This is a genomic window from Luteitalea sp., assembly GCF_022842525.1.
GTDB lineage: Bacteria > Acidobacteriota > Vicinamibacteria > Vicinamibacterales > Vicinamibacteraceae > Luteitalea.
The window spans coordinates 1-22,273 of the sequence record NZ_JALHPM010000013.1; the positions used below are offsets into that span (position 1 = coordinate 1).

Annotated in this window: 19 protein-coding genes; 9 read left to right on the plus strand and 10 right to left on the minus strand. The window is 69.4% G+C overall.

Features of this window, described 5'->3' with window-relative positions; all coding sequences use genetic code 11:
* The coding region (locus Q0C41_RS31355; protein WP_367079127.1) for an NAD(P)/FAD-dependent oxidoreductase at positions 1-160 on the minus strand (160 nt) is incomplete at its 3' end.
* 192 nt (positions 161-352) lie between these two features.
* On the opposite strand from Q0C41_RS31355, the gene Q0C41_RS04525 reads away from it, so the two are divergent.
* Together Q0C41_RS04525 and Q0C41_RS04530 are read left to right on the plus strand one after the other, a co-directional pair.
* Positions 353-1,327 carry a hypothetical protein gene (locus tag Q0C41_RS04525; RefSeq protein WP_291981322.1) on the plus strand — a complete coding sequence of 325 codons (975 nt, stop codon included), beginning with the start codon at positions 353-355 and terminating at the stop codon, positions 1,325-1,327.
* A 2-nt stretch (positions 1,328-1,329) separates the two neighbouring features.
* On the plus strand, positions 1,330-3,966 hold the full coding sequence (locus Q0C41_RS04530; protein WP_291981324.1) for a TonB-dependent receptor: 2,637 nt from the start codon (positions 1,330-1,332) through the stop codon (positions 3,964-3,966).
* Positions 3,967-4,171: 205 nt separating this feature from the next.
* On the opposite strand, the gene Q0C41_RS04535 is transcribed toward Q0C41_RS04530, so the two are convergent.
* Both Q0C41_RS04535 and Q0C41_RS04540 read right to left on the minus strand, forming a co-directional pair.
* The gene (locus Q0C41_RS04535) at positions 4,172-4,642 is read right to left on the minus strand and encodes a hypothetical protein (RefSeq protein WP_291981326.1); all 471 of its coding nucleotides are present in this window, start codon (positions 4,640-4,642) and stop codon (positions 4,172-4,174) included.
* Positions 4,639-5,661: a hypothetical protein gene (locus tag Q0C41_RS04540; protein WP_291981327.1), complete on the minus strand. Its 1,023-nt coding sequence runs from the start codon at positions 5,659-5,661 to the stop codon at positions 4,639-4,641. The genes Q0C41_RS04535 and Q0C41_RS04540 overlap by 4 nt, the downstream gene beginning before the upstream one ends.
* An 86-nt stretch (positions 5,662-5,747) precedes the next feature.
* Between Q0C41_RS04540 and Q0C41_RS04545 the strand changes: the two genes are divergently transcribed.
* The 5 genes from Q0C41_RS04545 (at position 5,748) to Q0C41_RS04565 (ending at position 14,365) form a co-directional block, all read left to right on the plus strand.
* On the plus strand, positions 5,748-9,044 hold the full coding sequence (locus Q0C41_RS04545) for a TonB-dependent receptor (RefSeq protein ID WP_291981329.1): 3,297 nt from the start codon (positions 5,748-5,750) through the stop codon (positions 9,042-9,044).
* A 111-nt stretch (positions 9,045-9,155) separates the two neighbouring features.
* On the plus strand, positions 9,156-10,304 hold the full coding sequence (locus Q0C41_RS04550; protein WP_291981331.1) for a type IV pilus twitching motility protein PilT: 1,149 nt from the start codon (positions 9,156-9,158) through the stop codon (positions 10,302-10,304).
* Positions 10,305-10,449: 145 nt separating this feature from the next.
* Entirely contained in the window at positions 10,450-11,220 is a 771-nt protein-coding gene (locus Q0C41_RS04555; protein ID WP_291981333.1) for an ABC transporter ATP-binding protein, read from the plus strand.
* A complete protein-coding gene (locus Q0C41_RS04560; protein ID WP_291981335.1) occupies positions 11,217-12,818 on the plus strand; it encodes a hypothetical protein in 1,602 nt (533 codons plus the stop codon). The genes Q0C41_RS04555 and Q0C41_RS04560 overlap by 4 nt, the downstream gene beginning before the upstream one ends.
* Before the next feature lie 8 nt (positions 12,819-12,826).
* Entirely contained in the window at positions 12,827-14,365 is a 1,539-nt protein-coding gene (locus Q0C41_RS04565; RefSeq protein ID WP_291981336.1) for a response regulator, read from the plus strand.
* A gap of 119 nt (positions 14,366-14,484) precedes the next feature.
* Here Q0C41_RS04565 and Q0C41_RS04570 read toward each other — a convergent pair whose 3' ends face one another.
* Positions 14,485-15,021 (minus strand): peptidylprolyl isomerase, encoded by a 537-nt coding sequence (locus Q0C41_RS04570; protein WP_291981338.1) that lies wholly within the window; start codon positions 15,019-15,021, stop codon positions 14,485-14,487.
* Positions 15,022-15,059: 38 nt separating this feature from the next.
* Between Q0C41_RS04570 and Q0C41_RS04575 the strand changes: the two genes are divergently transcribed.
* On the plus strand, positions 15,060-15,971 hold the full coding sequence (locus tag Q0C41_RS04575) for a hypothetical protein (protein WP_291981340.1): 912 nt from the start codon (positions 15,060-15,062) through the stop codon (positions 15,969-15,971).
* On the opposite strand, the gene Q0C41_RS04580 is transcribed toward Q0C41_RS04575, so the two are convergent.
* Positions 15,964-16,821, minus strand: a complete 858-nt coding sequence (locus Q0C41_RS04580) for a bifunctional transcriptional activator/DNA repair enzyme AdaA (RefSeq protein ID WP_291981341.1) — start codon at positions 16,819-16,821, stop codon at positions 15,964-15,966. The genes Q0C41_RS04575 and Q0C41_RS04580 overlap by 8 nt on opposite strands.
* Before the next feature lie 59 nt (positions 16,822-16,880).
* On the opposite strand from Q0C41_RS04580, the gene Q0C41_RS04585 reads away from it, so the two are divergent.
* Complete coding sequence (locus tag Q0C41_RS04585) at positions 16,881-17,315, plus strand: ABA4-like family protein (protein ID WP_291981343.1); 435 nt, start codon at positions 16,881-16,883, stop codon at positions 17,313-17,315.
* A 12-nt stretch (positions 17,316-17,327) separates the two neighbouring features.
* Here the strand turns inward: Q0C41_RS04585 and Q0C41_RS04590 are convergent, their stop codons facing one another.
* The 5 genes from Q0C41_RS04590 to Q0C41_RS04610 all read right to left on the minus strand — a co-directional run.
* Complete coding sequence (locus Q0C41_RS04590) at positions 17,328-19,994, minus strand: M14 family zinc carboxypeptidase (protein ID WP_291981345.1); 2,667 nt, start codon at positions 19,992-19,994, stop codon at positions 17,328-17,330.
* A gap of 35 nt (positions 19,995-20,029) precedes the next feature.
* Positions 20,030-20,485 carry a type II toxin-antitoxin system VapC family toxin gene (locus Q0C41_RS04595; RefSeq protein WP_291981347.1) on the minus strand — a complete coding sequence of 152 codons (456 nt, stop codon included), beginning with the start codon at positions 20,483-20,485 and terminating at the stop codon, positions 20,030-20,032.
* Positions 20,482-20,706, minus strand: coding sequence for a type II toxin-antitoxin system Phd/YefM family antitoxin (locus Q0C41_RS04600; protein ID WP_291981349.1), 225 nt, complete (start codon positions 20,704-20,706; stop codon positions 20,482-20,484). Before Q0C41_RS04600 ends, Q0C41_RS04595 begins: the two co-directional genes overlap by 4 nt.
* Before the next feature lie 55 nt (positions 20,707-20,761).
* Positions 20,762-21,700: a DNA-formamidopyrimidine glycosylase family protein gene (locus tag Q0C41_RS04605; protein WP_291981350.1), complete on the minus strand. Its 939-nt coding sequence runs from the start codon at positions 21,698-21,700 to the stop codon at positions 20,762-20,764.
* Positions 21,701-21,712: 12 nt separating this feature from the next.
* Positions 21,713-22,273 (minus strand): hypothetical protein (locus Q0C41_RS04610; RefSeq protein WP_291981352.1); only part of this gene is annotated, 561 nt, incomplete at its 5' end.

Sequence of the window (22,273 nt, forward strand, 5' to 3'; positions counted from 1 at the left end):
CGTTGCAGCGTCCGCCGCCGGCGATGAGGATCTTGGCGCCGAGCCGCGGGGCCCCGTCGAAGGCGACCACCGGCACGTGCGGGGTCGCGCGGGCGGCCGCGATGGCGGCCATCAGGCCGGCGGCGCCGGCGCCCACCACTGCGATCGCGTCTTTTTTCATCCTTAACAATCTTTTGACGGCCACTTAACCACTGCGGCCCTGCAGGGATCGTCCAATGGTTTGCAGCCCAAGGGAAGGGGCCTGGCCGAAAGTACGAAAAGTGCGAGAAGTGCGACACGGGCAGGAAGGGCCGACAGGGCCATGAGGGGACAGGGCAACCATATGCAGCAGCAGATCTTGAGGACCGCGGCGATGACCGCGTGGGTGAGCGTGGCGGCGACGGGCGTGGCGATGGCGCAGGCGCCGGCACCGGCGGCCGAGGCGGCCAGCCAGGCCGTGCCCGCCAAGGGCGATCCCGCCAAGGCGAAGGACGTGCTCGCCGCCATGACCAAGGCGATGGGCGGCGACAAGCTGACCACCCTCAAGTCGCTCACCGCCGAGGGGGAAGCCCGCCGTGTCTTCGGCGAGCGCGAGATGACCGGAGGCATCGAGTTGGCGGCGATGCTGCCCGACGCCTTCCAGGTCGTGCAGGTGATGATGCGCCCCGACGGCATGGCCGGGCCGCGGATCGCCCAGACCCTCAATGGTGCCGACGCCTTTCGTGACATGACCGGCATGGGCGGCGGGGGCGGCTTCATGATGCGCTTCGGCGGGCCGGGTGGCCCCGGTGGCGCGCCAGGGGCGCCGGGCGCCGGTGGTCCTGGTGGCGCGAATCGGCAGGACCCGGCCATCGGCATCAAGGCCGACCTGTATCGCACGCTGCTCGGCATCCTGCCCGGATCGCCGCTCCTCTCGACGCTGACCTTCGCGCACGTGGCCGAAGCCGAGGCGCCCAACGGTGTGGCCGACGTCATCGACGTGACGGGGCCCGACAACTTCCGCGCCCGCCTCTTCGTGGATCAGGCCGAGCATCGTCCGCTGATGCTCAGCTACATGATGCGCCAGCCGCGCATGGTGCAGCGGACGCCGCCGCCCCAGTTCAAGAACGACGAGGAGCGACGGGCGTACTTCGAGGAGATGCGCAAGAAGATCGAGGCCGAGCCGCCCCCGCCGCTGGTCGAGGCCAACGTCTTCTACACCGATTTCAAGAAGGTCGACGGCGTCACGCTGCCGCACACGATCACCCGTCAGGTCGAGGGGAAGGTGCAGGAGGTGTGGACCATCGAGAAGTACAAGCTGAACGTCCCGCTCAAGGCGGAGCAGTTCCAGAAGAAGGCCAGTAACTGATCATGAAGACCCTCCGCACCACCCTGGTGGCGTGCCTCATGGCCGCCGGGCTCACGACGGCCACGGCGGCACAGGAACGCCCGGGGACGCTGACGATCAGCGTCTACGACACCACCGGTGCCGCGATCGCCGCGGCCAACGTCAACCTGACCGCGCCCGACGGCGCGATCCAGCAGCAACTGGCCGACGAGAAGGGCACCGTCACGTTCCAGGCCCTGGTGCCGGGCAAGTACGCCGTCGTGGCGGAGTTCCCGGGCTTCGAGCCCAATGTCGCGGCTGAACTCCAGGTGCGGGCCGGGCGCAACACGAAACAGGACATCACCCTCGAGATCGCCGGCTTCGTCGAACAGGTGGACGTCGAGCAGGACACGTCCGACCGCGCCGTGACCGACTCGTTCTCGACGGCGCTCAGCTCGTCGCAGATCGAGGCGCTGGCCGACGACCCGGACGAGATGCAGCAGCAGCTCGAACAGCTGGCCGGCCCGGGTGCCCGCATCCGCGTCAACGGCTTCGAGGGCGGCCAGTTGCCACCCAAGTCGCAGATCCGCGAGATCCGCTTCCGCTTCGACCCGTTCGCGGCCGAGAACCACAACGCCGGCTTCCCGCGCGTCGACATCATCACGCGTCCGGGCAACGGCCCGATCCGCAACAACATGACGTTCGGGTTTCGCGACAACCAGCTCGACTCGAAGAACGCGTTCTCGCCGGTCCGTGGCGAGGGACAGACCTACCGCTACGGCTGGTCGATCGACGGCCCGATCGTCAAGGGGCGTACCGGCTTCTCGCTGAACGTCCGCAGCAACAACGAGTACGACGTCCAGACGATCGTCGCGAGCACGCCGACGGGCAGCCTCAACAGCCTCGTCAACCAGCCGTCCGACCGCCTCAACGTCGATTTCAACATCGAGCACGTGCTCACCAAGACGCACACGATGCGTTTCCAGTTCGACCGCGACACCAACAGCGCGGAGAACCTCGGCATCGGCAACTTCGACCTGCAGACGCGCGGCTTCAGCCGCGAGGGCTTCACCAACCGCGTCCGCGTGTCCGACGTGGGGTCGTTTGCCAAGAAGTACCTCAACGAGATCCGCCTGCAGTACTCGTGGCAGGAGACCGAGTCGAGCTCGGTGAGTGACGCCACCACGATCCGCGTGCAGGATGCCTTCACCGACGGCGGTGCGCAGGTGCGGGGCGGTCGTCGCTTCTGGGAGCTCGAGATCGCCGACAACCTCGACATCCCGCTCGGCAAGAAGCACAGCATCCGCACCGGTTTCGAGATCGACACCGGCAACTACATCGGCGACGAGCTGCGCAACTTCGCCGGCACGTTCACCTTCCCGACGCTGGCGGCGTTCGAGGCCGGGCGCCCCAACAACTACACGGTCCGCGCGGGCGACCCGTACGTCGAATACCGCAACACCGAGGCCGGGCTGTTCATCCAGGACGACTACCGCTTCAAGAAGAACCTGCTGCTGTCGTTCGGCGCCCGCTACGAGGCGCAGACGCTGATCGACGACAAGATGAACGTCGCGCCGCGGGCGGGCATGACCTGGTCGCCGTTCAAGAGCAACAAGACGACGGTGCGCGCCGGCGCCGGCATCTTCTACGACTGGTACGAGACGAGCCTCTACGAGAACGTCCTGCGCCAGGACGGCACGCGACAGTTCGACACCATCGTCCGCAACCCGGGCTTCCCGAACCCGTTCCTCGGCGACGGCGTCGTCATCGTGCCGATCAACCCGAGCATCGTCCGCGTCGGTGACGACCTGAACATGCCGACGGTGCGGCGCTATTCGCTCGGCGTCGAGCAGCAGATCCTCAGCTGGTTGCGGCTGCGCGCCAACTACTTCAACCAGTACGGCTGGAACCAGTTCCGCGCCCGCAACATCAACGAGCCGGTGGGCGGCCTGCGTCCGGATCCGACGCTGGGCAACATCTCGCTGCTCGAGACGACGGCGTCGGCCGAGAGCCAGGGGCTCGACGTCAACTTCAACTTCAACTACCAGCCGCGCCGCCTCTTCGGCGTCTTCGGCTACACGCTCGGCGAGCGCAAGAACTACAGCGACAGCGCCCTGACGCTGCCGGTGGACAGCACGAACCTCGAGGCCGAGTACGGTCCGGCGGCCGACGACATCCGGCACCGCATCTTCAGCTTCTTCAACACGGAGCTGTTCTGGGGCCTGCGTCTCGGCGTCAACCTGCGCGCCCAGTCGGGGCGGCCGTACAACATCACGACCGGCTTCGACACCAACCAGGATGGCGTCATCAACGAGCGGCCCGCCGACCTCGGCCGCAACGCCGCCCGCCTGCCGTGGCAGAGCAACACCGACCTTCGCCTGAGCTGGAGCCGGGGCTTCGGCCCGTCCCGTCAGCCGACGGGACCTGGCGGCGGCCCCATCGTCATGGGCGGGCCCGGTGGCGGCGGGGGCCGTGGACCCGGTGGGGGTGGCGGCTTCGGCGGTCCGATGGGCGGCAGTGACCGCGCCGTGCGCCTCGAGCTCTACCTGCAGACGTTCAATGTGTTCGACCAGGTGAACTACACGAACATCGCCGCGGTGGAAACCTCGCCCCGCTTCGGTCAGCCCACGGCAGCCGCGCAGGCCCGGCGGTTCGAGATGGGCATGCGCATCGGCTTCTGATTCGATCTCTCGACGGGCCCCTTCCCCTTCCCCGGTTCGTCGGAGTGCAGCAGGCGGGTTCGGCGCAAGCCGGGCTCGCCTGTTGTCGTCTGGAAGGGGCTCAAGGCTCAGGGCTCAGGGCTCAGAAATCAGGCTCGAGGCCCAAGCCTCAAGGCCCAAGGCCCAAGGCCCAAGGCCCAAGGCCCAAGGCCCAAGGGGCAGCTCCTCAGCTTGGGGGCAGGGTTTCGAGGATGACCTCGACGGTCTTCGCGGCGTAGACCTTGCGCTTGACATAGCGGAACATCACCTCGATCTCGCCCTCTTCACCCGGGTCGAGATCCCCCAGGTGATTGCTTTCCGAGGCGGCGATGACCGCGCCCTTCTCGTCGTACAGGACCACGGCGATGCCGAAGTCGAAGGCAGTGGCGCCGGTGTTCTTCACCGTCAGGAAGGCCTGTGGCCCCTTGCCGCTCTTGAATGGGTTGAGCTTGAGGCCACCCTCGAGGCTGAAGCGGAGGGTGCCGACCTCGATGCCCTGCACGGTCAGCTTCACCGGCACGGTCTCGCCGGCATCGAAGCGCACCTTCTTCGAGTCTGTGTCGGCCCGCGCGCCTGGCGACGCGAGGCACAGGGCGCCGGCGGTCACGAGGGCGACGACGAGGGCGCGAGAAAATGGGGCGGCAGCGAACAGGTTCATGGACGTGACTCTCCCGTGGACGCGCGGAACGCTTCGTACTGGTCGGTGGCGATGAAGTCCACGCCGGCGGCGCGGGCCGCGCGCCAGCGGACGGCGGCCCTCTCGAGGCTGCCGAAGTTGTACCCCTTCGACCATCCCTGGTCGGCGGCCGGGGCGTGGCCGTTCAAGGTGTAGAAGCGGATGAGCAGGCCCAGCGCATGGGCCCGGCCCACCAGCGCATCGAGTCTGGCGCGGTCGGCCGGCGTCCAGTCGCCCGCCGCCGTCTGCCCGCCGGCCTCCACCACCAGCCAGGGGAAGTTCACCCACCGGCGGTAGTTCGTAGCGCGCGCGGGCATCAGCGTCTCAGGAGACATCCCCGCGAGCGCCAGGGCCCGCTCCTTCGCCGTGTCGCCCGGGGGCGGCGGTGCTTCGTAGGCGCCGAACAGCCACACGGGGTCGCCCTCGCCGAGCGAGTCGTGGAAGCTCGCCTGCTGCACGTCGTTGCTCCCGGTCAACACGAGCAACGGCCCCAGCGTCAGCGGCGCCAGCACGTCCGGCGTCGCGGTCCGTGGCGCACTCGTGAGCCACGTGCGATGGCGCGACAGCAACTGCCGCACGGAGGCGTGGTGCGCCGGTTCGTTGGTCTTGAAGTCGAGATTCAGCACGACGAGGGGCCACTGATCGCGACGACCCGCGCGCAGCGCCTGCTCCATCACCGGACGGAGCGTCCCGAAGAAGTACGCCTCGAAGGTCTGGGCGTCCGCGACCTTGTCCTCGTCGTGGCCGACGACCGACTCGCCCTTCCCATCAGGGCCGACGCGCCAAATCAGATCTTGTTCGATGGCCACAGGCACGCCGGTGGCGAGCGCGCGCCGGATGCGATCGGCGAAGCGCCCTTCGTACGGATAGGCGTTGTGGGCATCGAGCAGCACGCGCGCCCCCGGGGCGACCGTCGGCGACTGGGCACGTGGCGCGCCCCCCCACAGGCAGGCAAGGACGACGACGAGCACTCGGGCTCCGACACGGGCGGACAACGACATGGCGAGAGTGTAGAACGGGACGAGGCGTCACGTGGACGTCACGCGAACGCCACGCCGACGTGATGGGCGGCAGCGACGCTGGTGGCGTGACTCATCCATCCTTCCTCCCCAGCATCGGCCGATCCACGACCTCGCGGTGGATCGGCATCCTGTGCGTCCTGGCTGGCCTCGCCTCGGCCACGCCGGTCCGAGGCCAGAGCGACTCGGGCTCGCTGCGCGTGCTCGTGCTCGACCAGACCGGCGCCGTCGTGCCGGGCGCCACGGTGACCCTGCGCAACGTCGGCACGGAGGCGCCCCGAGACGCCGTCTCCGACGGCGAAGGTTACGTGACGTTCACGCCGCTGACGCGCGGCCGCTACGACGTGCGCGTCGCCCTGTCGGGCTTCCGTACGGTGGACCTGCGCGGCGTCGACATCGACGTCAACGAGCGCGAGTTCGTCCGCATCGCGCTCGATGCGGCCACGGCGGCCGAAACGGTGCAGGTCACCGCCCAGCGGGCGAGTCTGCAGACCGAAGACGGCTCGATCGGGCAGGTGGTGACCGGCGACGTCGCGGTGCAGCTGCCGCTGGCGGCACGCCGCTACAGCGAGCTCGCGCTGCTCGTGCCCGGCACGAGCCCCAGCACGATGACGATCGAGACCCGCGGCCCCGGGTGGTTCGTCTCCAACGGCAACTACCACACGCAGAACAACTTCATGCTCGACGGGTTCGACAACAACCAGGGCACGCAGAACGCGCAGTCGCTCTCGGCGCAGGTGGTGCAGCCCAACCCGGATTCGATCGACCAGTTCAAGGTGCAGACCAACAGCTACTCGGCCGAGTTCGGTCGATCGGCGGGCGCGGTGGTCAACGTCTCCATCAAGTCGGGCACCAATCAGGTCCGCGGCTCGGGCTGGTACTTCAACCGTGATGCCTCGCTGGCAGCCAAGTCGTGGAATGCCAACACCTTCGGGCTCCGCAAGGACGACCTCGCCTGGCATCAGGGCGGTGCCACCTTCGGCGGGCCGATCGCGCGCAACCGACTGTTCTTCTTCGGGTCCTACGAGGGGTTCCGTCAGGACTTCACCACGACGGGCATCCTGACCGTACCGACGCTCGCGCAGCGGCAGGGCGTGTTCAATGGCGACGTGCGTGACCCGGCCACGGGGCAGCTGTTCGCCAATCGCACGATCCCGCAGGCGCGCTGGGATCCGCTCGGCGCCAAGGTGCTCGGGCTGTACCCGGAACCCAACCGCGATGGTCGTGTGGTCGCTGGCGGCCGCGTCGCCGACAACTACGCCTGGCAGCGGCCGGGCCAGGAGAACACGCACAAGTTCGATCTCCGCTCGGACTTCGTCCCGGGCGCCGATGACCGACTGTTCGTCCGCTACAGCTTCCTGCAGCAGGACATCTTCCGCGAGGCCCTGTTCCCGACGCTGGGCGAGGGCACGAGCAACCAGGGCGAGCAGTACAACCGCAACCAGAGCCTGGGGCTCGGGTGGACCAAGATCTTCGGGGCGCGGATGGTCAACGAAGCGCGCTTCGGCTACAACCGCACCCACTCGCGCTTCGCCCATGCGGCGGCCAACGACATCACGGCCGACCAGTTCGGCTTCGTCGGGCTGCCGGCCGAGTACCTGACCACCGGCGGGATCCCGCTGATGGACTTCAACAACTACCAGGACCTCGGCATCCGCAACTTCCGGCCGCAGTTCCAGAATCCCGTCACGTGGCAGGTGCTCGACACGCTGTCGCTGCAGCTCGGCAACCACAGTCTGCGGGCCGGATTCGAGATGCGCCTCAAGCGCAACGAACTGCTCGACGTCAGCCGCCGCAGCCCGGCGTACCGCTTCACCGGCGAGTACACCGGCGACGACATCGCCGACCTCCTGCTCGGTTCGGTGTTCAGCCTCAACGCCACCACCGTGCCGGTCATCGACTGGCGCCAGGAGGTCTTCTCGGGCTTCATCCAGGACGACATCAAGGTCACGCCGAACCTGACGATCAACGCCGGACTCCGCTACGAGTACGGCACGCCGTACTACGGCGCCGGCGAGAACCAGAACATCAACTTCGACCTCCGGTCCGGGCAGCTGGTCTATCCGACCGGCGACGACGTCTACCTGATGAACACCGACCGCAACAACGTCGCGCCGCGCCTCGGCGTGGCGTGGCAGCTGGTGCCCGAGCGGGTCGTGGTGCGGGGCGGCTACGGGGTCTTCTACTCCATCGAGGACATGCGCGGCTCCGAAGGGATCATCGCCCTCAACCCGCCGACGCTGGTCGACGCCACGCTGCAGCGCGTCAACAACACGGCGCCGGCGCCGGTCCGTCTGTCCGATCCGTTTCCGGCCGGCCTGACGAGCAACTTCGACTCGCGCACCGTCGGCGTGAAGGCGCGGCAGATCGACCAGCAGGCGGCGACCATCCAGCAGTGGAACGTCGCCACGGAGTTCCGGTTGCCCTGGCAGTCCACCTTCGAGGTGGCCTACGTCGGCAATCGCGGCGCCAACCTGCTGGCCAACGTGCCGGTCAACGGCGTGCCGTTCGGGGTCAACGGCGCCGTGGCCGCCAACCGCCCGTTCCCGAACTGGCGCCAGATCGACGTCAACATCACCGAAGGACAGTCGGTCTACGACTCCCTCCAGCTGAAGTACGAGAAGCGGATGTCGGGCGGCCTGTACCTGCTGGGCAGCTACACGTTCGCCAACGCCGAGGACGAGATCGGGGCCTGGGGCGCCGGCGGCTCGGGGGCGCAGACGATCCTCGCGCCCGACTACAGCAACCTCGATCAGGTCATGCGTGGCGAGCGCGGGCCCAACGGCCAGATTGCCCGCCACCGCTTCACCTTCACGCAGGTCTGGCAGATCCCGGTCGGCCGCGGCCGCGCGTGGGGGAACGACATGAGTCCGGTGCTCGACGCCGTCGTCGGCGGCTGGCAGATCTCCAGCATCACGTCGATTCGCACCGGCTTGCCGGTCAACGTGACGATGTCGCGTAACGGGACCGACCCCAACACGGGTCAGAACTACAGCTTCCTCGACCGCAACGGCGGCTACTTCCGGCCCGACATCGTCGGCGACCCCAACGCCGGGAGCGACGCGTCGACCAACCGGGTGACGTACCTCTCGAACGGGGCCTACGCGGTGCCGGCGCTCAACACGGCGGGCAACGCGCCGCGCAACTCGGCCTGGGGCCCCGGCAACTGGACGACGGACCTGAGCCTGGTCAAGCGGTTCACGTTGCCGCGCTTCACAACCGACATCCGGGCCGAGGCGTTCAACGTGTTCAACCACACGAACTACGCCGATCCCAACACCAACTTCGGCACGGCGCAGTTCGGGTCGATCACCTCCGCCGGGCTGCCCCGCATCGTCCAGCTCGCGGTGCGGGTGGGGTTCTAGGAATGCCGAGAATGCCGGGAATGCCGAGAATGCCGGGAATGCCGTAGATGCCGCGATTGCCGGAAGGCCGGATTACGGCTTTCCGGCGGTCGTGCCGATTGCGTTGGTGATATGGCTTCACCGGCACCCGCGTTCGTCGTTCAGGACCCGCCCGTCAACCGCCTGTTCCACCTGATGGTGCACACGGGCGCGTCCGACCTGCATCTCAGCGTCAGCGTCCCGCCGATGATTCGCAAGGACGGCCGGATGATGCCGATCGAGGAGACGGCGCCGCACCTCACGGCCGAGGACATCCGGCGCCTGCTCGCCCCGATCACGCCCGAGAAGAACCGCGCCGAGTTCGAGCGCCGGCACGACACCGACTTCGCCTACGAGATTCAGGGCCTGGCCCGGTTCCGCGCCAACATCTTCATGGACCGCAAGGGGATGGGCGCCGTGTTCCGCGTCATCCCGAGCCAGATTCTGACCGCGGAGCAGCTCGGACTCTCGCAGCACCTGCTGCAGCTCTGTCACCTGAGCAAGGGTCTCGTGCTGGTGACCGGTCCGACGGGGTCGGGCAAGTCGACGACGTTGTGCGCGATGGTGGACTACATCAACCGCGTCCGTCACGACCACGTCATCACGATCGAGGACCCGATCGAGTTCGTCCACGACAACAAGCAGTGCCTGATCAACCAGCGCGAGGTGCACACGCACACCGACGGGTTCAAGGACGCCCTGCGGGCGGCCCTGCGCGAAGACCCGGACATCGTGCTGGTCGGCGAGATGCGCGATCTCGAGACGGTGGCCATCGCCATCGAGACGGCCGAGACCGGGCACCTGGTGTTCGGCACGCTGCACACGAGCACGGCGGCTTCGACGGTCGACCGCATCATCGACCAGTTCCCGGCCGATCGTCAGAGCCAGATCCGGGTGATGCTGAGTGAGTCGCTGAAGGCGGTCGTCGCGCAGACGCTCTGTCGCAAGGTCGGCGGTGGCCGCATCGCCGCGCTCGAGACGCTGATCGTCAACACCGCCATCAGCAACCTCATCCGGGAAGGCAAGACGTTCCAGATTCCCTCGATGATGCAGGTCGGCAAGGCGCAGGGCAATCAGACCCTCAACGACGCCCTGGCCGACCTCGTGAAGAACAAGCTCGTGGCGCCGGAGGAAGCCTACGTCAAGGCCGTCGACAAGGCGGGCTTCGAAGCCCTCCTCAAGCGTATGGCCGTGGACACGAAGTTCCTCACGCCGTCCGCCCCGGTGGCGCCACGGCCGTAGGACTGCCCGAGGTGGGTAGGGCCGGCTCTCCGAGCCGGCCGTCACGATCCTTCCCGGGCGCGGACGGTGGTCTGACGACGACGGCCCGTTCGGAGAACGGGCCCTACCCGGTTCTCGGTTCCCGGTTCCCGATACACTCTGCAGTGTGATCCGCGTCACCGACCTCCATCACGCCTACGGCGAGACCCCGGCGGTGCAGGGACTCTCGTTCGTCGCGGGCGCGGGCGAGGTGCTCGGGCTGCTGGGCCCCAACGGAGCCGGCAAGTCGACGACCGTGAAGATCCTGACCGGGCTCCTGCCGCTGCAACGCGGGCAGGTGGAGGTGGCCGGGTTCGACATCGCGACCAGCCCTCTCGAGGTCAAGCGCCGCGTCGGCTACGTACCGGAAACCGGGGCGCTCTACGATGCGCTCACGCCGGACGAGTACTTCCGCTTCATCTCCCTGCTGTACCGGCTCGAGCCCGAGGTCGTCCAGCCGCGCATCGAGGAACTGCTGCGGATGTTCGAACTCGACCCCGTGCGCGGTGCGCGCATGGTGACGTTTTCGAAGGGCATGCGGCAGAAGGTGCTCATCGCCGCCGCCCTGCTGCACGCGCCCGACGTCATCGTCTTCGACGAGCCCCTGAACGGCCTCGACGCCAACGCCATGCTGGTGTTCAAGGAACTGCTGCGCGGTCTGGCGATGCAGGGGCGAACCATCCTCTTCTGCTCGCACCTGCTCGACATCGTCGAGCGGCTCTGCCCGCGCATCGTCATCGTCGACAAGGGGCGCGCCATCGCCGAAGGCACGCCCGAGGCCATCGCGCACCAGACCGGCAGGCCGTCGCTGGAGCAGGCGTTCGCCGTGCTCACCGGCGCCCGCAGCGTCGAGGACGCCACGGCCGGGGTGTTGTCGTCGCTGGAGTGGCGGGCGTGACGGCCGTGCTGGCGCGGCTGCTCGGGGTGGATCCGGTGCAGTGGCGAGCCCTCGTGTGGGTCTCGTTCATCACCGACGTGCGACAGATGAAGGGCACGGGCATCGGCCTCGCCAGGGCCGCGGCGGGCAGCCTCGGTGGTGCGCTGGTGTCGCAACTGCTCTACGGCGCGTTCTGCGCGGCCCTCATCACGGTGCTGCCCAACGTCTTCGCCACCAGCACGATCTACTACACGCTGCTGCTGGCCACGCTCGGTCTGGCGCTGCTCGTGGACTTCACCGGCGTGGTGCTGTCGCCGGACGACCATGTGCAACTGGCCCCGCGGCCGATCGACAGCCGGACCTTCTTCGTGGCCCGCCTGACGTCCGTGATCGGGTTCTCGCTGATGTTGACGGCGCCTTTTGCCGCCCTGCCGGCGCTGGCCTACCTGTTCAGGGATGGCGGCGGGTCGGTGGCCGGCGCGGTCGTCAGCATCGCCGCGGCCGCGATGTGTGCCGTGCTCGTGCCGCTGCTCGTGATCCTGCTCTTCCTCGCCCTCGTGCAGGTCATTCCCGCGGCGCGGCTCCATCGCGCACTCGGCTACGTCCAGTTCCTGCTGTCGTTCGTCTTCATCGGCGGCTTCTTCCTGCTGTCGCGCACCACCCAGGCGCTGGACGCGGTGCGTCTCGAGAAGACGGCCCTCATCTACGTCAACCCGGCGGCGTGGTTCGCGGCGTGGATCGAACTGGCGGAAGGTCGTGCCTCGGGCGCCGACGGCCTCGCGGCTGCCGCGCCTCTCGTGCTGCTGGTGGTCGCCGGCCTGCTGGTGCGGAGCCGGCTGTCGCTGGCCTATGCCGAGCGCCTGTCCACGATGTTCGTCGATCGGCCCGGCGGTGTCGCCAGCCAGCGTCCCGTGCCGTATCTGATCTTCGGGCCGGCGCATCACGCCGTCGGTCTGCTGGCGGGCGCCCAGTTCCGCACCGACCAGAAGTTCCGCCTCGGCGTCCTCGGCATCCTGCCGCTGACCGTGATCTACCTGCTGGCCGGCTTCAGCGACGCCGACGGCCCGGAGGTCCTGAGGCGTGAGCCGCTGCTGGTCTACTACGCGGTGCTCTTCTTCCCGGTGATGCTGCGGCAGTTCCTCGTGTACAGCGAGGCCTGGCGAGCGTCCTGGGTCTTTCACGCGGCGCCGATGCCCTTCGACGAGATCGTCGTCGCCCTGAAGAACACGGTCGTGTCGCGGTTTCTCGTGCCGTATCTCGTGCTCGTCATGCTGCTGCTCGGCTGGATGTACCCGCGTCCGCCGCTCGAACTCCTCATGCACGGCCTCGTGATCGGCCTGATCTCGCACGCGCTGCTGACGGCCGACCTGCTGGTGAACCCGTCGCTGCCGTTCTCGCAGCCGACCCGCCAGGGCACGCGCTCGATGGCGCTCCTGCTGCTGATGGTGCCGACGATGGTGATCATCTCCACCATTCCGTTCTGGCGGCCGTACCTCTATGCGACGACCGGGCGCACGTTCCTGGGCGTGGCCGTCCTGGTCGTGATCAACGTCCTGCTGCACGAAACCCTGCTCACGCGCGTCGATCGTCTGTCGCGGCAGTGGGCGTGCACGAGCTGAACGCCATCATGTGGACCGGATCCCCCTCCTCCTCCCTCGCGCCGTTCGTCCCCGTCATCGAGCACCTGCAGGAAGCCGCCTGCCTCGAGTCGGCCGACGGCGGCGTCGCAGTGGTCAACGCCGCGTGGCTGGCCCTGTTCGATGCGACCCGACTGCTCCGGCCGCTGCAGGAAGGACCGGGGGCCAGCGCGTGGTCGCCGGCGCTCGCGGCCTTCGAGGACGCCGTGGGACTCTCGGCGCGCGTCGCCGCCCGGCGGACCAGCCTCGTGGCCAGCTCGCACGAGACGCTCGCCACGACCGACGGGCGCACGCTCGAATGGGATCACTCGCCGATCGAGGTGGGAGGCCGGATCATCGCCCACTTGTGGCGCTTCCGGGACGCCACGCACCAGCGCAAGCTCGAGGAGTCGGTCCGGCAGGCGCAGCGGCTCAATACCGTCGGTCGGCTCGCCGGCGGCATCGCGCACGACTTCAACAATCTGCTGACGGCCGTGGTGGGCTACTGCGACCTGCTCGATACGCAGTTCGACAACGGCGACGTCCGCCGTTTCGACCTCCACGAGATTCGCAACGCCGCCATTCGTGCATCGTCGCTCACCCGTCAGCTCCTCGCCTTCAGCCGCCGGCAGATCATGCAGCCCGAGGTGGTCGACGTCAGCATGATGCTCGGCGAGATGCCCAAGATGCTGTCGCGGCTGATGGGCGAGCAGGTCAAGGTCGCGATCACCGTCCCCGAGGAGCCGGCCGAGGTCTTCGCCGATCCCGGCCAGATCGAGCAGGCCATCTTCGGCCTCGCGGCCAACGCCCGCGATGCCATGCCCGATGGCGGCACGCTCGGCGTCGACGTCCGCCGCGGCCAGCTCGACGACGAGCGGGCGCGCGCGCTGGACATGCGCAGCGGGCTGGTGGTGTTCGTGACGGTGTGGGACACGGGCACCGGCATGGACGCGGCGACGCAGGCCGCCGCCTTCGATCCGTTCTTCACGACCAAGCCCCTGGCGCAGGGCCTCGGTCTGCCGACGGTGTACGGCATCGTCCGGCAGACCGGCGGCGCCGTGACGCTGGAGAGCGTGCCCGGGTCGGGCACGCGCGTCGAGATCGTCCTGCCGCGCTACACCGATTCGGCAGCGGACCTGCCGTCGTCGCTGGTCGTCGCGGAGCGTCCCGCCAGCCTGCGCACCGGGCCTGCAGTGGTGCTCGTGGTGGAGGACGAAGCCTCCGTGTTGCGGCTGGTGCGACGCGTGCTGGAGGCCGAGTCCATGATCGTGCTCTCGGCGCAGGATGCCGAGGAGGCGTTGCTGCTCACCTCACAACACGGCGGGGTCATCGACCTGCTGCTGACCGACGTGGTGATGCCCGGCCTGAACGGCCTGGAACTGGCCCAGCGCGTGTCGGCCGAGCGCGCGGACATCCGGGTCCTGTTCATGTCTGGATACGCTGACCACGCCGTGGTGCAGCGCGACATCATCGACGCCGGACGCCCGTTCCTGCAGAAGCCCTTCGCGCCGGATCGGCTGCTGGGCAGGGTGAAGGATGTGCTGGGGTAGACGGAATGCCGGAATGCCGGAATGCCGAATGCCAGGAATGCCGACGCGCTCATGGAGCGGTACGGCATTCAGCATTCAGCATCGCGGCATTGAGAAGGAGGGCCGAAGGCCCGACAACGCTACGTGGTGGCCGGGACGCGTTCGATCTTGAGCGACTCGATGACGACGTCCTTGACCGGGCGATCGCCGCGGCCCGTCGGGACGTGGCCGATGCGCGAGACGACGTCCATCCCCGAGATGACCTCACCGAAGACCGAGTGACGGTCGTCGAGGTGCGGGGTCGGTCCGAGCGTGACGAAGAACTGGCTGCCGTTGGTGCCCGGACCGGCGTTGGCCATCGACAGGATGCCGGCCTTGCTGTGGCGCCGCGACGGATGGAACTCGTCCTCGAACTTGAAGCCCGGACCGCCCATGCCGTTGCCCATGGGGCAGCCGCCCTGGATCACGAAGCCGTCGATGACGCGATGAAAGATCAGCCCGTTGTAGAACGGCCGCCGGATGGGCTGGCGCGTGACCGGGTCTTGCCACTGGATGCTGCCGTCGGCCAGGCCGGAGAAGTTGGCCACCGTCTTGGGGGCCTCTTCTTCGAACAGTCTGGCGGTGAAGGCGCCCTCGCTGGTGGTGAAGTGGGCGTAGAGCCCTGCTGGTAAGGTCATGGCCCCACCTTACCATCCCGACGGGCCATAATCCCGGCATGGCTGGCCTGGCGCCCCGCGCCGCGGTGGCGGTGCCCACGGTTCTGCTGGCGCTGGCCGCCGGGGTGGTCTCGGGCAGACAACCCGCACCCCCGACCTCATCCGCGTCGCCGTCCGTCTGCGCGGCGCCGTCAGCCGCACCGCGGGTGGACGCGGCCCCCGTGATGGCCGTGGCCCGCCTGACCCTGTCCCGCTGCGCGCGCCAGGACCTGGACGAGGGCCGCTGGCGCGATGCCGACCGCCGCCTCGGCGCCGCACGCGCCGCGGCCGTGCTGGTCCCGGTGACCCATCGGCAAGCCTGGCGCGCACTCGTCGTCCGCCTCGAGGCCACCCGTCTCGCCGATGCCGGGCGGTGGGCCGACCTCGGCGCCGTCGTCCTGCCCGACGAAGAGGTGCTGCCCTGGGTGGGCCCGCTGCTGCGTGGGGTGGCGACGGCACGGGCGTCCTGGGCGCAGCAGGATGCCGACCTGCAGGCGCGGGCTCGTGCCGAACTCGTCCGTCTGGATGCCCTGGCGCGTCAGGCCGGGCCCCTCAGCGCTGAAGAGCACGCGCGCCTGTTGGTCCAGGCGGCCATGGCCGGGGCGCAGTACGAGCGCGACGAGATGCAGTTGCTGCTCGACGCGGCGCACGACCTCGAACGCCGCCTGATGGCCGACGACGAGTTCCGCTGGCCCGTGATCCTGGCCCGGGAACTGGAAGGGGACCTGCTGTTGACGACGGACCGTCCGGCCGCCGCGAGCGAGCGGTACCGGGACCTGCTCGTCGAGTGGCCCCGGCGCGTCCAGAGTCGCATCGGACTTGCCGCCGCCTATCGCCGCCAGGGGTTCGTCCGCGAGGCCGACGAGACGCTGGCCCAGGCCCGTGCGCTCTGGGCCGGTGCCGACCCCGACGCGATCGCACTCGTCAGGTAGTCCGCGCCGCGCGCTCCAGCTCGATCAGCCGCCGCTTCCGTTCCACGCCCCACCGGTAACCCGTCAATGACGCATTGCTGCCGACGACGCGGTGGCAGGGGACGAGGAGGGAGACCTTGTTGGTGGCGCAGGCGCGTGCGGCGGCGCGCACGGCCGTCGGGGCGCCGATCATCGTTGCCAGCTGCGCATAGGTGCGCGTCTCGCCTCGCGGGATGCGGCGCAGCGCCTGCCACACCCGCTGCTGGAACGCCGTGCCCTGCAGATCGAGCGGCACGTCGTGGCCAGGCTGGCCGCTGGCCACGGCCACCGCGGCTGCCACCCATTCGCCGCGATCGACCCCGGGGGAGAGGGTCGCCCGGGGGAACTCGGCCTCGAGGGCCGCCAGCAGGGCCTCTTCGGTGTCGCCCAGGTACACGGCGCACACCCCATGCGTCGTCGCCGCGACCAGCACGAGCCCGAGCGGCGTCTCCGCCGTCGTCCAGCCGATGTGGATGCCGGCGCCGCCGCGCCGGTACGCGCCTGGCGTCATCCCGAGCGCGGCCTGCGCCTGTTCGTAGAGGCGAGAGGACGAGCCGTAGCCGGCGTCGTACATCGCGTCGGTGACTTCGGCGCCCTCGAGCAGGCGCTCGCGCAACCGGGTGAGCTGCCGGCCGGTCAGCAGGGCGCGCGGGCCGATGCCCAGCGTGGCCTCGAGGCGTTGCCGCAGGACGACGGGCGCCAGGCCGAGGGCGGCGGCCATCGAGGCCACGCTGGGGCGGCCGCTGTCGCCGAGCGACGTGTCGATGTGGGTGACCAGCGCGCGCAACTGCGCGCCATCGAGCGTGACGGGGGCATGAGCCGTGGTGGCCATGAACGGGAGCATACTAGGCCGGTTTCCCGGCTCACTATCCGGTTTCGCAAGGCGGCCGCATGACCGTGTTCGAACTCTGCAATCTCGTTGTCCTGCCGTTCTGGCTGTTGATGGTGCTGTTGCCCGCGTGGACCGTCACGCGTCGCCTCATCGCCTCGCCGTGGATCGTCGCGCCGCCGGCCGTGCTGTACCTCATCACGCTGTTGCCGGTGGCCACCATGATCCTGCCGGAGGTGGTCAACCCCGTGCAGGCTCGCATCATGGGCCTGCTCGGCACGCCGACGGGGACGACACTGGCCTGGGCCCACTTCGTGGCGTTCGACCTGTTCGTCGGTCGATGGATCTACCTCGATGCCCGAGCGCGCGGCTACTCCGCGTGGTGGGTGTCGCCCGTGCTCGTGCTGACGCTGCTCGTGGGACCCGTCGGGCTCCTGATCTACCTCGCCGCTCGCACCATCGTCGGGGGCGCGCCCGTCGCCGCAGAGCCGGCGTGAACCGGGGCGGCGCTACATGGCCGGCCCCAGCAGCACCGCGTTGAGGAAGAGCAGCTGCGTGGCCTCCGCGAAGGCGCGGTTGTTCGGGTCGTCGGCAAAGGCGATCACATGCCCCCGTCCCGTCGGCTGATGCATCAGGTACGGCTTGCCCGGCAACTGGCGCTGCGACTCCTCCCAGAAGATGCCGCTGGCGACGAGGCGATCCTTCGGCGCGAACACCAGGACGTTGCGACCCTTGTCCAGCGTGATCGGCGAGAAGACGCGCTGGCCCTGCACGCTGACGGCCACGGAGTCGTCGAGTCCGCTCGCCAGCCAGTGCTCGGTGTCGACCACCGTGTTGGCGATGGCGCCTGGCACCAGCGTCGGCAGTTCTCGCGCCGGTTCGATGGCCCTGGCCAGATCGAGGGGCTGGCTGGTCGCGGCCGGTCGCGCCGGGGCAGGCGGCGGGCCGTCCTTGATCGGCGTGCCGTCCTTCCACTCGGCTGACGTCCCGAGCAGTCCGACGGCGTCACCAAGCGCCCAGCGTGTCGCCTCACCGATCACCACGAGCGTGCCGCCCGCGCTGATCCAGTCCTTCAGCTTGCGGAGCGTGTCGCCGCCGATGGCACCCGCGTACGCGCCGGACGGCAGGACGACGACGTCGACGTCGGTGAGGTCGACGCGTGGCAGCGTGCCGACGCGCACCGCACTCGGGACGATGCCGAAGCGGCGTTCGAGGACGTAGCGGGCCCACCCGGCCGACAGACTCTGCGTCGGCGCGTCCCACGCCAGCAGCACACGCGGCGCCTTCAGGGCGCGCACCTGACCACTCCCGAGCGAGATGCCGGTCTCGGTGAAGCCGCTGTCCAGACCGACGATCTCGGCGCCGGTGGTGGCGACGATCGTGGCGAGTCTGGTCGCCGTGTCGGCCGAGTTGCCGGCGACGCGCACCACGGCGGTGCCGAGGGGCCACGTGCGTCCGCCGATCGTCAAGGGCTGCCCGGCGACGCTCACCTTGACGCCCTGGTCGAGCGCCGCGGCGACGGTGGACGCCGTCGAGGCGCTCCATGGCAGCAGCCAGGCGACACGGGCGGACGGCACGGGTGCGGGCGTGAGAGCCGCCGGCGTCCACGGCGTGGTGCCGACGTCGATCGGCTGCGCGAGGCGCAACGTCTCGATGTCGTACAGCAGCGGCAGGCTCCAGGCGGTGACGTCGTAGATCTGATCCGGCAGGCGACGCAGGCGGCGCGCCGCCTGTGCCTTGACGAAGTCCTCCGGCATCTCCGTTCGCTCGTCGAGCAGATTGCGCACCAGGCGTCCGGACGGCTGCGCGTGCGGCACCACCAGCGTGCCCGCGGGAATGGTCCGGCCCTGCAGCGTCGCCGCGGCCGTCGTCTGCTGAACTTCGATGCCGTTGCGGTGGAGCAGGGTGGCCAGGTGCCGTGCCCGGCCGGGATCGCCGTTCGCGAGCAGCACGTACTGGCGGACGGTGCTGCGCTGGCCTTCGTCGATGGCGCTGCGTCGGAAGGCGACGAACTCGCGCAGCAGTCGCTCGCGGTGTGTCGCGGCCGTGTGTGCGGTGGTCATCGCCGCCGTGAAGTGCTCGACGATGCCGTCCATGTAGGTGAGCAGGGTGCCATCGTCGCGCCGGTAGGCGAGTCCGCGGGCCGACGACTTCTCGAACGTCATGCCGATGGCGCCCTGCGCGATCGGCCACGAGACGCCGTAGCCCGGGTAGAAGGCGTCGAAGACCTCGCGCGTGAAATACGGGAAGCCGCGCGTGTCGAACGCGTTGGCGAGAGACCGACCGAACATCTCGAGCGCGGCGTACTGCGAGGGCGTCGTGTGCCGGTTGCCGGGCTCGGCCGACGGCGGGAAGTAGAACGTGCTCTCGCCGCCCATCTCGTGCAGGTCCACCACCACGTGCGGCATCCACTCGAGCATCGCGGCGACGCGTCCGCGGCTCTCGGGCTGCGTCTGCGCGAACCAGTCGCGATTCAGATCGAACAGGTAGTGGTTGGCACGACCGCCGGGCCACGGTTCGTCGTGCTCGGCCGACAGGGCGAAGGCATCGGGCCGTGACGCCCGTCCGGTGCGTGTGGACTGCACGAAGCGTCCACGCCCGTCGGGGTTCTGCAACGGATCGATGAGGACGATGGCGTCCTTCAGGATCGCGGTCGTCCGCGGGTCGTTCTCCGCGGCGAGCAGGTGCCAGGCCTCGAGCAGGGCGGCACCGGCCGGCGAGATCTCGTTGCCGTGCACGCTGTGCAGCAGCGCCACCACGACCGGTGTGCGGGCGATGAGGGCCTCGGTGTCGATACCGGGGAGGCGCGGATCGGCCAGGCGCCGCAGGTCCTGCTTGATGGTGTCGAGCGCGGCGATGCGAGCGGGCGTGGCGATGGCGAGCAGGAGCAGCGGACGCCCCTCGTACGTCCGGCCGTACTCGACCAGACGTGTGCGGGACGGCGCGGCCGCGGCGAGTGCCCGCAGATACACCGCAATCTCCTCGGGCGACGTGACTTCCTCGCCATGGTCGTGACCGACGACCTGCTTCAGCGTGGGAATGGTGCTGTCGTACCGGAAATCTGCGAGCGTGGCGCGGCGGTCCTGGGCCACGGCGGCCGGGACCGCCGCCACGAGGGCGAGCGCCATGAGGCCGAACACAAGGCGGTGGTCAAGGCGGAGACGGGCGTGGCGCATGCGAGCGCTAGCCTATCCGACACACCTCTTCCTCGTCACGACGGGGCGGTGTACAGACCCTGGCTCGCGGCGGCCTCACGGAGACGAGGGTCGAAGGTCACCAGCGTGGCGACATCCGCCTCGATGGCGAGCGCGATGTGGATGGCGTCCAGTGTCCGCAGCGGTACCTGCGTCGAGGTGAGCAGCAGGCGCGCGGCGCGTCGGTGCACGGGCGGCGTCGACTCGACGAAACGGCACGAGGCGACGAGGCGTTCGGCGTGGCCGTAGAGGCGCCTGGCCTGGGCGACGGTGAACACCTTCTCGCGCACATGTCGGGCCAGCGCCGATGCCAGTTCTGTCATCGCCAGGTCCGAGAGCACGACCTCGCCCACGGCCGAGAGCTCGGCGTTCAGGGCATCGCTCTCCGGCTCGTCGACGAACAGCTTCACGAGCGCGCTGGTGTCGAGGTACACGGGCCACGCCCAGGAGTCCACCGGGATGGGGCGACTCACTGCCGGTCCTCGCGATCCGCGAGCACGGCCTCCGACAGACGCACCTGCTTGCCGTGGCTGGACGCACGCACCCGAGCCAGGTCCGGGAACGGCTGCCGCTCCGAGACGGGGACCAACCGCGCCACGGGCCGGCCGCGATCGGTGATCGTCACTTCGCGGCCCCTCCGCACTTCCTCCAGCAGACCTGTCAGTTCCTGTCGTGCTTCCCTGACGCCAGCCATGCGCATCGCTCCAATGTGTCACAAGTAGCACAGTGGCGCAACGGAACCGGAGCGGTCAGCGTGGCGGCGTGGCGGGCGCAGGCTGGCAGGCGGGGCACCAGTACGTCGAGCGGTTGTGCTCGCCGTGATGACGCATCTCGATCGTGGTGCCGCAGCGGCGGCACGGCTTGCCGTGGCGGCCATAGACGTACAGCCGTTGCCCCGGATGCATTCGCCCGGTCGTGCGGCGCATGCCACGCCAGGTGAGGACGCCGGTGTCGGCCGGGTCGAGGACGTTGGCCTTCAGCAGCGCGCGGGCATCACGCAGCATGCGGGCCCATTGCGCATCGGTGACGCTGGCTGGCGGCAGGAAGGGCCAGACGCTGGCGAGGAAGAGCAGTTCGCTCTTGAAGACGTTGCCGATGCCAGCCACCGCCTGCTGCTGCAGCAGGGCCTCGGCCACGGTCGGGCGTGTGCTGGTGGCCAGGCGGACGTGGGCGACGTCGCCGTCGAAGTCCGTGGCCAGGACGTCGGGACCGAGCCGTGACAGCGCCTCGTCGGTGTCGAGGTCGTCGGCCTGGACGAACTCGGCGATCGGCACCGAGAAGCCGACGGCGACGTAGTCCGCAGTGCCGACGACGAGGCGCGCCGAGACAGGGGAGCGCTGCCAGCGCTCGCCGGTCCGGTAGATGTGCCACGAGCCCGACATCAGCATGTGCGTGCGCAGCACCACCGCAGCACCGGCGCGACCGCGTGCCGATTCCCGCTCGGGTGCGCTTCCGGCAGGCCAGGGCAGGCTGGCGGTTCCCGGCTCCCGGTTGGCGGTTGCCGAGAAGTACATGAGCAGGTGCTTGCCCCTCGCCTCGACCTTCTCGACCCGTCGTCCGGTGATCGGCGCATCGTCATGGACGCGGGCGATCTGGGCGTACTGGGTTTCGAAGCGGGTCACCACCTTGCCGGCCAGCCCGCGGTGCAGCGTGCGCGCGGCGCGGAATATCGTGTCGCCTTCAGGCATCAAGGGCGCTCGTCAACTCCGCCGGGGCCAGCGGATGGGCGCCAGATCCTCGTCGGCGACGTCGGGCAGCGTCTCGACCGGCGCGGTGCTGTCCCACCGACCCGGGCGTCGCTGGCGTGGCATGGCCGGTGCGGCCGTGGCCGTATCGCGCAGTTGCAGGCCCTGCGACGTCGCGACGAACCCCGCCGCTTCGAGGAACGGGCGAATCGGCGCGTCCAGCGCCGGGCCGCCGTTGACCTCGGCGATCGTGATCGATGCCGACCGATGGTCGCGGTCGGTCCCGGTCATCGGCAGCACGCGGGCGAGGGCATCGGCGTGACGGCTGCGGTCGGGATCGTGCTCCGGCAGCCAGACCAGCAGCGAGCGAAGTCCGCGGGCGATCCACGCGGTGAGGTGTCCGTCCACCAGCACGACGCGTGCGCCGACGCTGCGTGTGGGGCCGCGACCCGCCGCCTGATCCGGCGCCTCGGGCCACTTCACCAGCGCGCCGTACGGGTTGGCCGGGTCGGTGGCCGCCAACACGATGACCTCGGCGGTCTCCGGCGGCGTCCGCAGGGCTCGCAGCAGGTCGAC